We start from the raw sequence: 13,119 nt of genomic DNA on the forward strand, positions 1-13,119 counted from the left end.
ATCATGTAGGTTCTTTTTTTATATTTATAGAAAATCTTTTAATTCAGGTCTTACGCCATTCCAGATAGAAAAGGATTCAATGGCCTGACCCACTAACATCCCAAAACCTTCAGAAGAGGGCACATTACGTTGTTTAGCTTGCTCAAGGAAGCTAGATGGTTTGCCATATGCCATTTCATAGGCATATTTAAACTCTAAAGTTTCTGGGAGTTGTAATGCATCACCCGAGAGGCTTGCAGAAGTCGCATTAATTACAATATCAAACTTCCCTTCTAGCTCATTTAGAGAAATTGCTTGTAATTGAGCTTGCGGGACTGCTACTTTTAGGTCATCTACAAGTTGTTCGGCACGAGCTAGAGTACGGTTTGCAATCACAATCTTTTTTGCGCCAGCCTGTACCAGTGGGTAAATAACACCACGAGTTGCACCACCAGCTCCTAAAATTAAAATAGTCGTATTTTTTAGGTTCCAATCTAAAGCTTGAATCGCGGCTACTAAGCCTTGGCCATCAGTGTTATCGCCGTGCAATTTGCCATTTTCCATCCATAACGTATTAACTGCTTTTGCAATCTGAGCACGCTCGGTTAGCACATCGCACAAAGCGAAAGCCTGTTCTTTAAATGGCACAGTAACATTCATGCCATTTCCGCCATTTGCAAAGAAACTACGCATACTCGGCTCAAAACCATCAAGAGGGGCAAGGCGTTTTTGATAGTCGAGCTCAACACCTGTTTTTTGAGCGAAAGCATGATGCAATTCAGGAGAGCGTGATTGTTCGATTGGGTTGCCAATTACTGCAAACTGTTTGGTCATTCTTATATCCAAAATTTTAAAATGGCATAAAGCAGTTAAAAACGTGTGCTGAATATTCAGCAGGCCTCACTATAAGCCAAATTGGAATAAGAAAAAATATTTGAATGAGGTTTAGAAAAGTGAAAATAAAAAAGGAGATTCTCTAGGGTGGAAGCCAAAGAATCTCCAAAAAGCAAAAAATTAAGCGACTTTTTCTTTTAGATTTAACCAGTCACGTGGTTTTAGGTAATAGTCGGTTAAACGTTTCTCTGGTGAGTCTTCATCCCATTCTGGACGATACGACCAACCTGCAAGGTTAGGGAGGCTGACTAAAATAGATTCGATCCGTCCACCTGTTTGTAAGCCAAACAATGTTCCGCGGTCATAGACTAAGTTATATTCGACATATCTACCGCGACGGTAAATTTGGAACTCACGTTGAGCTTCGGTATAAGGTTGTTCACGGTGTTTTTCAAAAATTGGCAGAATGGCATTTAAATAGCCATTACCTACAGCTTGAATATATTTAAAGCAAGTTTCGAAATCCCAGCCATTGAGATCATCAAAAAATAAACCACCAACACCACGTTGTTCATCACGATGTTTTAAATAGAAATAATCATCACACCATTTTTTATGTTCAGCGTAGACATGGTCACCAAAAGGCTGGCATAGGTCATGTGCAGCTTGATGCCAATCGATAACATCTTGCTCATCTGGATAAAAAGGAGTTAAGTCAAAACCACCGCCAAACCACCAAATCGGATCTTGTCCTTCAGGTTCTGCAACGAATAAACGTACATTGGCATGAGAAGTCGGAATATTCGGATTTTTAGGGTGAATCACTAACGAAACGCCCAGTGCTTGAGCCTTAGCGCCAGCAATTTGAGGGTGTCTTTCTGTAGCGGAAGCAGGCAGTTTACTAATGTTGATGTGAGAGAACATCACACCACCTTTTTCAATCACTGTACCATTTTGCAGTACGCGTGAACGGCCACCACCACCTTCCGGACGTTCCCAATCATCAATAATAAATTCACTCGTACCGCCACCAGCTTTTTCTTGTTGTTCTAAACCAGCACATATACGGGCTTGTAAATCGAGGAGAAATTCGCGGACACGTTGAATATCTGTGGAAGTCGGATGTTGCATAATGACCCTCAAAGATGATTGAGATAGGAGATAGATACATCAAAGCACAAAACCATAAAAAAAGTAAGGGATTTTTAAGAAATGTCTCAAAAATCCCTTGCGATTGCTTTTTAAATATTTATTTTTTTAAAAAATCATCTTTTTGATAAAGATGATCCATACGTTCACGTTTGGTTTTTAAATATTGTTCATTAAAAGGGTTGCGTCCAACCGTTAATGGAACGCGGTCAACCACATTAATTCCTTGATCTTTGAGTGCCTGAATTTTCAAAGGATTGTTGGTAATTAATTTTACTTCTTTTACTGCTAAGTGATCGAGCATAATGCTACACATGTCGTAACGACGTGCATCGGCAGGTAAATTTAAAAGCAAATTTGCATCTACGGTGTCATGCCCCTGATCTTGTAAGGCATAGGCGCGAATTTTATTTGTAAGCCCAATACCACGGCCTTCTTGACGTAAATATAAAATAACGCCTTGACCTGCCTCGTTGATGAGCTTTTGAGTTGCCTGCAATTGAGGACCACAGTCGCATTTTAATGATGCAAAAGCATCACCTGTTAAACATTCTGAATGTACACGAACCAAAACAGGGCCTGTAGGTGGATTTTCTAACCCTTTAGAAAGTGCCACATGTTCTTCACCTGATACTGGATCTTGAAACACAGAAATATTGAATTCACCAAAAGCGGTCGGGAGTTTTGATGTTGCAATGAACTCTATAGGCACAGATTAACTCATCTTTTAACCGAAAACGGTTTAAAGTATAGCGTAATGCTGGGAGATTGGTCGAATTGTCATAATCATTTTGCACACTAAGGTTTTCTTTTTTGTATAAAGATGACGATAATAGTTGATAAATAGTCAGATTATTCAGGATAATCTGCCAACCATACCCATGATGTATGAGAGACTGCTTTGCATGACCTCGTTCGCAAATGTGGCTGATTGAAGGTGACTTCATTCGATTGTATGATCGACCCATTTTGACCCAGCTTAGGATTTGCCAGGCTTATAAAGGCTTTGCCACATATGTTGTATACCGAAATTCCAACTCAACGCCCTGTTACGCCATTGTTAGATGCAATTGATCATCCTCAACAATTACGTCAGCTCGAGCATAGCCAATTGGTTCAAGTGGCTGATGAGTTGCGTCAATATATTTTATATGCAGCAGGCCAGAGTGGTGGCCATTTCGGTGCTAATCTCGGCGTGGTTGAGCTGACGGTTGCGCTGCATTATTGCTTTAATACACCAAATGACCGATTAGTTTGGGATGTAGGACATCAGGCCTATCCGCACAAAGTCCTGACAGGTCGTCGTGAACAAATGACGACGATTCGTTCTAAAAATGGTTTAGCAGCATTTCCAGCTAGAGAAGAATCAGTTTTTGATACATTCGGTGTAGGGCATTCATCAACAGCAATTTCAGCTGGTTTAGGAATGTCGTTAGCACGTCGTTATCAAAACGACCCATGTGAAGTGGTTTGTATTGTAGGTGATGGTGCAATGACAGCGGGTATGGCATTTGAAGCCATGAACGATGCTGTTGCACATAATGCCGATTTAATTGTTGTGCTCAATGACAATGACATGTCAATTTCGTGTAGTACAGGTGGCTTTGCTAAACATTTGGCTGCAATTTGGGAAAAAGGCCATTTAGTTAACGTTAATGAAGATGGCGAAGCGTATATACAGCCACATCCAAAATGGACTTATAACTCTCGTTTGCATCAATCAGCAACAGATGCGGCCGATAATTTATTTAAAGCAATTGGTTTTGATTATTTTGGTCCATTTGATGGCCATGACGTAAATCAACTGGCCCAAGTATTTAATGCTCTAAAGAAGCGTAAAGGTCCACGTTTAGTACACGTCTATACTAAAAAAGGTAAAGGTTTTACTCCCGCAGAAGCAGATCCGATTACCTATCATGCAATTAGCAAAATTAATGCAACCTCAGCAGGTAAAACACCACCTAAATATTCTGATGTATTTGGTCAGTGGTTATGTGATGAGGCGGCACAAGATGAGCGTCTACTCGCGATTACACCTGCGATGTGTGAAGGCTCAGGCATGGTTCAGTTTGCTAAAGAATTTCCACAGAGATTCTTTGATGTTGCGATTGCTGAACAGCATGCTGTAACACTTGCGGCAGGAATGGCTTGTGAAGGCTTAAAACCTGTTGTTGCAATCTATTCAACGTTTTTGCAGCGTGGTTACGATCAGCTTATTCATGATGTTGCATTACAAAACCTTGATGTGACTTTCGGGATTGACCGTGCTGGTTTGGTTGGTGAAGATGGTCCAACTCATGCAGGTGCATATGATTATGCATACATGCGTACAGTTCCAAACATAGTCATCATGGCACCAAAAGATGAAAATGAATGTCGTCAGATGCTTCATACAGCCTATGTCTATAATGGACCAGTTGCGGTACGTTACCCACGTGGTGCTGGTGTAGGTGTGGAAATTCAGCAAGAGTTGACCACTATTGAATTAGGAAAAGCTGAAATCGTTGCTGAAATAAAGACTAGCTGTGAAGAGCAGATTACAATTTTGGCATTCGGTAGCAGAGTGATGGTTGCTATAGAGGCTGCTGAACAATTTGCACAAAAACATGATGTGGGCGTGCGTGTTGTAAATATGAGGTTTGTGAAACCGCTTGATGAAAAAATGATTCGTGATTTGGCTGAAAATACTCATTTATTTGTCACAGTTGAAGAGCATGCCGTTATGGGTGGTGCAGGTAGCGCTGTCAATGAGTTTATGGCGCAAGAACAAATTGTGAAACCTATCATTAATTTAGGCTTGCCAGATTTGTTCCTACAACAGGCTTCACACGGACAAATGCTACAAGACTGCGGGTTGGATGCTAAAGGTATTTTGAGCTCCATTGAGAGAGTTTGGCTTAAGCTCAATCAGGTGGTTTAGGCCTCCAATAAAATTTTTGAAACATTTTCCCCCTAAAAGCGCATATATTTGCTAAAATATCTGCGCTTTTATGCATTATTCTTTGTCAAAATCTTCAAATTTGTCTAGTGGGTGTTCAATGGAACCTATGGTGGTTATGGCTGCGCGTGCGGCTCAAACAGTTGGTCAAGAGCTTTTAAAAGCGCATCAAAATCGTCATAAACTCGATTTACAAGTTGAAGAGAAAGGCATTGATGGCCCGGTAACACGTGTAGATCGTTATTTAGAGCAATTAGCGATTGATACGTTACGTAAAAGTTATAAGAACCATAGCTTCTTAGGTGAAGAGTTTGGTTTGCAAGAAGGCAAAGGCCATGATGCAGAGTGGTGCTGGGTAATTGACCCGCTTGATGGCACACAAAACTTTATTAATGGTTTCCCTCATTTCTGTATTTCTATTGCAGTTCAACATAAAGGTGTTACTCAACACGGCGTAATCTACGATCCAGTACGTGATGAGTTATTCTCTGCTAGCCGTGGTCGCGGTGCAGTTATGAATCAACGCCGTATTCGTGTAAATGTAAAAGATAGTTTAGAAAATACATTCTTGGCAGTAGGCCATCCTTACCGTGCTAAACGTGCTGGCGAAATCGTATCTTACGCAGAGCAGCATTTCGCATCATTATTAGCTGTTACTGAAGCAGGCGCACAAATCCGTCGTGGTGGTTCAGCTGCTCTAGATTTAGCGTATGTAGCTGCAGGTCGTTTTGATGGTTTCTTTGAGCTTGGTTTAAAGCCATGGGATATTGCTGCTGGTGAGCTTATTCTTAAAGAAGCAGGCGGTGTAGTTGTTGACGCGCGTGGCGGTAATAACTCATTTGAAAATGGTCAAGTACTCGCATGTTCGCTTAAGTTGTTAAAACCTTTAATGCAAACTGTTGTTCCAGCTTGGGATAAAGCTGCAAAATAATTTAGCGTATTATAAATAAAACCCTCTTTAATCAGAGGGTTTTGTGTTTTAAGTAAAGAGTAAATTAAATTAATTCAAGAAATATAGATAAAGTTGATTAAAACACATGACTTTTAATTTATTTCTGCTATAATCCGCCAACGCACTTAAATTTCCGTTCATTACCTGAACATTCTGTTCTATTCATTGTAAGCGCACGCTGTCCATAGAGAGGACCATTTCTTGCGCCCCGATCGCTCAGCGATTCTTCAGGTTCGGCCGTAATCAAGCGTGCGTTTAGTCCACATCGTCGTTACTCGGATTGCTGCTGAATAAAAGTTTTCAGCTAATTTTGCTTTGCCGCTTTTTGCCGATGTCTATTTTGTATTTATTAAAAATGGAGCACCCACAAGGGTGAAACTCTCTATGAGCAAATCTTTTGCCGAATTTTCTTTGCATGAAACCTTACAACAAGCGCTTGAAGGTTTAGGTTTTACTACCCCGACTGCTGTGCAAGAACAAGCAATTCCTGCTGCTTTAGAAGGTAAAGACCTTCTCGTATCAAGCCAAACTGGTTCTGGTAAAACTGCAGCATTCTTACTCCCAACATTAAATGCTTTAGCTGGTCAAGAGTCTGTTGTACCGTTCAAAGACCGTATGAAAGCAGTGACTCAACCGAATATCTTGGTAATTTCACCAACTCGTGAATTGGCACAGCAAGTAAGTCAAGATGCAATTGCACTTGTACGTCACATGAAAGGTGTTCGTATTGCTGCCATTATGGGCGGTATGCCATTTGCAAAACAAATTCAACAATTAAAAGGCGCGCAAGTTGTTGTTGCAACACCTGGTCGTTTACTTGACTTGGTGAATCGTCGTCAAATTAAATTAGATCAAGTAGATGCTTTAATCGTTGATGAAGCGGACCGTATGCTTGACCTAGGTTTCTCTGAAGACTTAGAAGCAATTAGCGAATTAGCAGCTAACCGTAAACAAACATTAATGTTCTCTGCAACATTTGCTGATCGTATCATTCGTCTTGCATCATGCATGATGAAAGATCCTATGCGTATCGCAATTGAAACAGGTCATTCAACCAATACAGATATTACGCAAACATTGCATTGGACTGATGGCTTCGAACATAAGAAAAAATTACTTACACATTGGTTAAGTGATGAAAACTTAGATCAAGCTGTTGTTTTTGCTAGCACGCAAGAAGATACAGATATGTTGGCAGAAGAACTTGCTGAAGCAGGTCATTCTGTTGTTGCACTTCATGGTGCAATGCCACAAACAGTTCGTAACCGTCGTTTACGTAGTATTCGTGAAGGTCGTGCAAAAATCCTAGTTGCAACTGACGTTGCTGCTCGTGGTCTTGACGTTCCGACTATTTCTCACGTAATTAACTTCGGTCTTCCGATGAAGCATGAAGATTATGTACACCGTATTGGTCGTACTGGTCGTGCTGGTCGTACTGGTCAAGCAATTACTTTAGCGACTTATCGTGAACGCGGTAAGATTCGTGCGCTTGAAGAATATTTAGAAGCACGTTTGAGTGTTTCTGAAATTGAAGGCTTAGAGCCATCTCCACCTCCTGCTCGTTCAGGTCGTGATGGCGGTGGTCGTGGCCGTAGTGGTAATGGCGGCGGTGGTCGTGATGGTCGTCGTAGTGGCGGCGGTGGTTTTGGTGGTGGTCGTCGTTTTGAAGGCGAAAGCAACTTTAAACGCCGTGAAGGTGGTCGTGATGACCGTCCACGTCGTAGTTTCGATGATAAACCACGTGGTGAACGTCCAGCGTTCGGTGGTGAAGATCGTCCGCGTCGCGAATTCAATTCAGACCGTCCACGTCGTGAAGGTGGTTTTGAAGATCGTCCACGTCGTGAGTTCACTTCAGATCGTCCACGTCGCGAAGGTGGTTTCAATGATAAACCGCGTTTTGAATCGAATGATGACAACCGTGGTAATCGCGTAGATTATAAACCACGTCGCGAAGCTGGTTTTGGTGACCGTCCAAAACGTAGCTTTGGTGGTGAAGATCGTCCACGTCGTAGTTTTGATGATAAACCACGCGGTGAGCGTCCAGCATTTGGTGGTGAAGATCGCCCACGTCGTAGTTTCGATGACAAACCACGTGGTGAGCGTCCAGCGTTCGGCGGTGGTGATGATCGTCCAAAACGTAGCTTTGGTGGTGAAGATCGTCCGCGTCGTAGCTTCGATGATAAACCACGCGGTGAGCGTCCAGCGTTTGGCGGTGAAGATCGTCCGCGTCGTAGTTTTGATGACAAACCACGTGGTGAACGTCCAGCGTTCGGCGGTGGTGATGATCGTCCAAAACGTAGCTTTGGTGGTGAAGATCGTCCGCGTCGTAGCTTCGATGATAAACCACCGCGTCGTAAATTCGACCGCTAATCAATATTTAGTTTGAAAAAAAAGGCCAGTAAAAATACTGGCCTTTTTTATTTTTCAGTTTTGTTATAAACTAACAAAATGTGAATTGGTTCAATTTTTTATTAAATAATGCGTAAAAGTAAGCGAAAAGAAACAATAATGGCACAATTGAAGAACCTTTTGGTTCAGCATGGTTTGCCTTATCTCTTTATTGCACTCGTTTTGTGTAATGGTGTTTACTTCGCCTACGCTTTTACAAATGGAAGTTCTGTTGAGCAATTCCAAGCTTCTGAATTGACCTCTTTTTACGAACATACCTCTTCTATTTCTATAAAATAAGTTAGATTTGCTTTTGTTAAAATTACAACAAGTTTGCTAATTTTCAGTGTTATAGTATGCGTGCATAAAAGTGCAGGAACGATTGCCATTATGAATAATAAAACTCCTCTCTCGACTCAACCACTTATTGAAGTGAAAAACTTGAGTTTTAATCGAGGGGAACGCGTCATTTATGACAATATTAGTTTAAATATACGTCGAGGCCAGATTACGGCCATTATGGGACCTTCTGGTACAGGTAAAACAACTTTATTACGTCTGATTGGTGGGCAGCTTGTTCCAGATCAGGGGGAAGTTTTACTCGACACAAAAGATATTGCCAAAATGTCTCGTCAGGAACTTTTTTCCGCCCGTGCACGTATGGGAATGTTATTTCAGAGTGGAGCTTTATTTACGGATATGTCCGTTTATGAAAATGTGGCGTTTCCAATTCGAGCGCATACTAAGCTTCCTGAAAATCTCATTGCTGAACTGGTTGCGTTAAAACTTGAATCAGTGGGTCTACGTGGTTCTGAACAATTAATGCCGACAGAACTTTCAGGTGGTATGAATCGTCGTGTAGCCTTGGCTCGCGCGATTGCACTTGATCCAGATTTAATCATGTACGATGAACCTTTTGCTGGTCAAGATCCGATTGTAAAAGGTGTTTTAACACGTTTAATCCGTTCGTTAAGAGAAGCTTTGGATTTAACAACAATTATTGTTTCGCATGATGTTGCAGAAACATTATCGATTGCTGACTACATCTATGTGGTAGCTGAAGGAAAAATTCAGGGTGAGGGTACACCTGAAGATTTGCAAAAACATGCTTCTCCATTTGTACACCAATTCTTAACAGGTTCGGCAGAAGGACCAGTTGAATACCAGTTTAGTCCTCAAGCCTATTTAAATAACGAGGTTCGTCCATGAATACGATTGCCTGGTTAGGTAGACTCGTTATTGAGCGGATTCGAGGCATTGGTGCTGCGGCACATATGCTCTTGCAGATTATTTTTTCATTTCCTACCAAGGGTGGTTTTGGTCGTTTTGGTTACCAAATGCACCGCGTAGGTGTGATGTCCTTACTTATTATTACCGTTTCTGGTTTGTTTATTGGTGCGGTTCTTGGCTTGCAGATGTATAGCATTTTGGTTACTTTCGGTGCTGAGTCGATGTTGGGTACAGCGATTTCGTTAACCCTACTCCGTGAGCTTGCTTCTGTAGTTGCTGCATTGCTATTTGCAGGACGGGCCGGTTCTGCATTGACTGCCGAAATTGGTTCAATGAAGCAAAGCGAACAGCTTGCCAGTATGGAAATGATCGGGGTTGACCCTTTAAAGCAAATCGTATCACCACGTCTTTGGGCAGGTATAGTCAGTTTGCCAATGTTAACTGTGATATTTGCTGCGATTGGTATTATTGGTGGCAAGATGGTCGGTGTTGACTTTTTGGGTGCTGATGAAGGCTCCTTCTGGAGTGGTATGCAAAATACAGTGCGTTTCTGGCATGACATTTTCAATGGCACGATTATTAAAAGTATTGTTTTTGCTTTGATTTGTACATGGGTCGCTGTTTATCAAGGCTATGCCTGTGATCCGACACCAGAAGGCATTGCAACGGCAATGACTCGGACGGTTGTGTATTCTTCATTATGTGTTTTAGGTTTTGATTTCGTGTTGACTGCGGTCATGTTCGGAGGGATTTAATGAAATCACGTAGTAGTGAACTGGCCGTTGGTATCTTTGTTATCATCTTCGGTATTGCGTTGTTTTTTTTAGCGATGAAAGTCAGTGGTCTTGTTGGTACGAACTTAAGTGATAGTTATACCATGAAGGCTCAGTTTGATAACGTCAATGGTCTAAAGCCTCGTGCTAAAGTAACAATGAGTGGTGTTACAATTGGTCGTGTTGATTCGATTACGCTTGATCCGGTTACGCGTTTGGCTACCGTAACATTTGGTTTAGATGGAAAATTGACAAGTTTCAATCCTGAACAATTAAAAGAAGTTCAGAAAAATGCACTGGAAGAGTTACGTTATAGCTCAGATTATACGCAGGCTTCTCCAGCGCAACAAAAAACAATGGAACAGCAACTGACCAGTAACATGACCTCCATCACCAGTATTGATGAAGATGCTTATATAATGGTAGCAACGAATGGTTTGTTGGGTGAGAAATATTTGAAAGTTGTACCTGGTGGTGGTGTGAACTACCTAAAACGAGGTGACACGATTTCAAACACTCAAGGGACTATGGATTTAGAAGATTTAATTAGTAAATTTATTACTGGTGGTGGGGCTGGTAAAGTTGCTGCCAGTTCAGGCTCAACAGAAGCGAGTGCTCCTGCAAGCACTGATAAAGATAGTGCACAAGCCTCATTTGTTGAGTAAAAGATTATTTGAAGGAGTGGTTCCTGGTGAATACGTTGTTTAAACAAACCCTGACAGCAAGTCTTTTGTCTACCATGATTGCAGGTACAGCTTTTGCTGCGCCTTCAGAAGCACCACCTGATTTTATCAAGCGTGTTGCTGATGGTTTGATTGCTCGTTTAAAAGCTGATCATGCTAAATTGCAAGCAAACCCTGCTTTAGTGAAGGCTATCGTACGTCAGAATTTAGACCCGTATGTTGATTCACAAGCATTTACACGTATTGTAATGGGTACTTATGCGACTAATCAGTATAGTACAGCTGCACAACGTGCTCAGTTTGAAACAAACTTCCGTAATACGTTAATTGAAAATTACGGTAGTGCATTTGCTAAGTATACGAACCAAAGCTATACAATGCGTCCTTATAAAGCAACTGCGGGCAAAAACCCAGTAGTGACATTGGACTTTAATCACAATGGTGAAAAAATTCCTGTGTCTTTCCAGTTAGCTGATAAAGGTACTCAGTGGAAAATCCGTAATATCAATGTTTCTGGTATTGATTTAGGATTGCAGTTCCGTAATCAGTTTGCTGCAACAGTGAAGCGTAATGGTGGCGATTTAAATAAAGCAATTGCAACCTTCCAACCTGATGCAGATGCTGCTGTTAATCAGAATAAACAGAAATAAGTAGGTGAATAGTGGTTCAGTATCTCAACCAACAATTGGTTGTTTCGGGAAAAATTGATTTTCAAAATGCCGAACAACAGTATAAAGCTGGGTTAGATATCATTAAGAAGCAACAAAGCTTTCCTTTAGTGGTAGATTTAACACAGCTTGAGCATGGTAGTACCTTGGCATTGGCTGTTTTAGTTCAATGGCTACGTGTTACTCCGCAGAATACTGGTTTACATTTTAAAAATGTACCCGAAAAAATGCTGAAGATTATTCAAGCCTGCCATTTGCAGGAAGATCTGCATCTGATTTGATCTGTAAAATATAAAAAAGCACCTAAATATAGGTGCTTTTTTATGCTCGGAGTTAGCATTTTATTACAAAGCTTAGATCCATTTCTTCCATCGGAAGTAAATAATAGGACCAATAAAGAAGCCCATAATAATCAGTAAAACAATAAAGAAACTAGTCGTACCATGTGCAAAAGGTAGTACATCTGTATTCATACCATAGATACTGGCAATGAGCATAGGTGGAGCTAACATACTTGGTAAAATCGAGAATCGACGGATCGTGTCATTCTGCTCGGTATTAATGAATCCAGAAGTTGTATCAAGCAAGAATCGTACTTTTTGGAATAAGAAGGCATCATGTTCTACGAGTGAGCGAACATCTTCACTGAGTTCTCGAATATCTGCATCGTAAATATGACTGCCTAATGCGCGTGGACGTGATAAAAAAGTAAGTACACGTCGTAAATCAATTAAACAGAGCTGCGCTTTTCCTAGCATATCTTCTTGTTGAGCTAGGCGGGTAATCATGTCATCAAGATCTAGAATTTGTTCACGCTGGTGATTATTTAGAACTTCGGTAGAGTATTTTTCTAAATCTTTGTGGATATCTTCTAAGATATCCGCAAGTTCATCAAGCTTTGCCTCAAGAAGGCCTAATAAAATCCATGTTGGATCTTTATAGTCCATGTCATAGTCATTTCGACGGGCACGTGCACGGAAGGCACGAAAGGCAACTAATTTTTCTCCCCGCATCGTAAAGAGACGGTCTTTATGTAAGATAAATGCAACCGTTTGCACCATCGCTAAAATGTGTGAAGAGTCTTCTGCATCACCATCAACTTGATAATTTTTATTTTTCGTTAAAAAATAGGTGCTGATATGCAAAATACCGTCATCATCACGGTAAAATCGTGCTGAGGATGAAATATCTTCAAGCGACTTTAGTGTGGGTAAGTTTTGATCATAGGCATCTAAGACCCATTGTTGCTCTTCTTGCGAGGGGGCAATAAGATCAAGCCAGACTAATTCGGGATGTAGATCAAATCCACCATTGATGGTGGCATCTTCCAGACTTCCGCGTTCTGTGGCATAAAAGGCTTCAAGCATGTGTCTTTTTTCCTCACGCAGTCTGATGGAAATGGATGGGTGTATTTTAGACAAGGATTTGCCGAAAAACACTTGCTAATACGCTATTTTGCAAAAAAAAACTTTATCGATAGTTTAGTTTGTCAGCATGACAGTTCAATAAAACGGTTTTTTACACT

General features: G+C 41.1%; 13 protein-coding genes. 9 read left to right on the top strand and 4 right to left on the bottom strand.

Annotated elements, in window-relative coordinates; all coding sequences use genetic code 11:
* Window positions 1–24: 24 nt before the first annotated feature.
* The 3 genes from aroE to ribA all read right to left on the bottom strand — a co-directional run bounded on the left by aroE (window position 25) and on the right by ribA (window position 2,674).
* Entirely contained in the window at window positions 25–813 is a 789-nt protein-coding gene (gene aroE, locus MKL38_RS12150; RefSeq protein ID WP_270903391.1) for a shikimate dehydrogenase, read from the bottom strand.
* A gap of 180 nt (window positions 814–993) precedes the next feature.
* Window positions 994–1,944, bottom strand: a complete 951-nt coding sequence (hemF, locus tag MKL38_RS12155; RefSeq protein ID WP_005301171.1) for an oxygen-dependent coproporphyrinogen oxidase — start codon at window positions 1,942–1,944, stop codon at window positions 994–996.
* A 118-nt stretch (window positions 1,945–2,062) separates the two neighbouring features.
* Window positions 2,063–2,674, bottom strand: coding sequence for a GTP cyclohydrolase II (gene ribA, locus MKL38_RS12160; protein ID WP_017391003.1), 612 nt, complete (start codon window positions 2,672–2,674; stop codon window positions 2,063–2,065).
* 303 nt (window positions 2,675–2,977) lie between these two features.
* Here ribA and dxs point away from each other — a divergent pair, with 303 nt between their 5' ends.
* From dxs to MKL38_RS12205, 9 genes are all read left to right on the top strand, one after another.
* The gene (gene dxs / locus MKL38_RS12165) at window positions 2,978–4,882 is read left to right on the top strand and encodes a 1-deoxy-D-xylulose-5-phosphate synthase (RefSeq protein WP_270903392.1); all 1,905 of its coding nucleotides are present in this window, start codon (window positions 2,978–2,980) and stop codon (window positions 4,880–4,882) included.
* A gap of 118 nt (window positions 4,883–5,000) precedes the next feature.
* Window positions 5,001–5,831 carry an inositol monophosphatase family protein gene (locus MKL38_RS12170; protein WP_005038449.1) on the top strand — a complete coding sequence of 277 codons (831 nt, stop codon included), beginning with the start codon at window positions 5,001–5,003 and terminating at the stop codon, window positions 5,829–5,831.
* A gap of 405 nt (window positions 5,832–6,236) precedes the next feature.
* Complete coding sequence (locus tag MKL38_RS12175; protein WP_132070377.1) at window positions 6,237–8,222, top strand: DEAD/DEAH box helicase; 1,986 nt, start codon at window positions 6,237–6,239, stop codon at window positions 8,220–8,222.
* A gap of 108 nt (window positions 8,223–8,330) precedes the next feature.
* On the top strand, window positions 8,331–8,540 hold the full coding sequence (locus tag MKL38_RS12180; RefSeq protein ID WP_026057109.1) for a hypothetical protein: 210 nt from the start codon (window positions 8,331–8,333) through the stop codon (window positions 8,538–8,540).
* Between the two features lie 90 nt (window positions 8,541–8,630).
* Complete coding sequence (locus tag MKL38_RS12185) at window positions 8,631–9,449, top strand: ABC transporter ATP-binding protein (RefSeq protein ID WP_270903393.1); 819 nt, start codon at window positions 8,631–8,633, stop codon at window positions 9,447–9,449.
* Entirely contained in the window at window positions 9,446–10,225 is a 780-nt protein-coding gene (mlaE, locus tag MKL38_RS12190) for a lipid asymmetry maintenance ABC transporter permease subunit MlaE (protein ID WP_005038455.1), read from the top strand. Before MKL38_RS12185 ends, mlaE begins: the two co-directional genes overlap by 4 nt.
* Entirely contained in the window at window positions 10,225–10,908 is a 684-nt protein-coding gene (gene mlaD / locus MKL38_RS12195; RefSeq protein WP_198078130.1) for an outer membrane lipid asymmetry maintenance protein MlaD, read from the top strand. The genes mlaE and mlaD overlap by 1 nt, the downstream gene beginning before the upstream one ends.
* 26 nt (window positions 10,909–10,934) lie before the next feature.
* The gene (locus MKL38_RS12200) at window positions 10,935–11,576 is read left to right on the top strand and encodes an MlaC/ttg2D family ABC transporter substrate-binding protein (protein WP_005038459.1); all 642 of its coding nucleotides are present in this window, start codon (window positions 10,935–10,937) and stop codon (window positions 11,574–11,576) included.
* Window positions 11,577–11,587: 11 nt separating this feature from the next.
* Window positions 11,588–11,875 (top strand): STAS domain-containing protein, encoded by a 288-nt coding sequence (locus MKL38_RS12205; RefSeq protein WP_017390219.1) that lies wholly within the window; start codon window positions 11,588–11,590, stop codon window positions 11,873–11,875.
* Window positions 11,876–11,947: 72 nt separating this feature from the next.
* Here MKL38_RS12205 and MKL38_RS12210 read toward each other — a convergent pair whose 3' ends face one another.
* A complete protein-coding gene (locus MKL38_RS12210; protein ID WP_004639553.1) occupies window positions 11,948–12,961 on the bottom strand; it encodes a magnesium and cobalt transport protein CorA in 1,014 nt (337 codons plus the stop codon).
* Between the last annotated feature and the right edge of the window lie 158 nt (window positions 12,962–13,119).

Origin of the sequence: Acinetobacter sp. AOR14_HL, from assembly GCF_027855175.1 — a bacterium.
Lineage (GTDB): Bacteria > Pseudomonadota > Gammaproteobacteria > Pseudomonadales > Moraxellaceae > Acinetobacter > Acinetobacter calcoaceticus.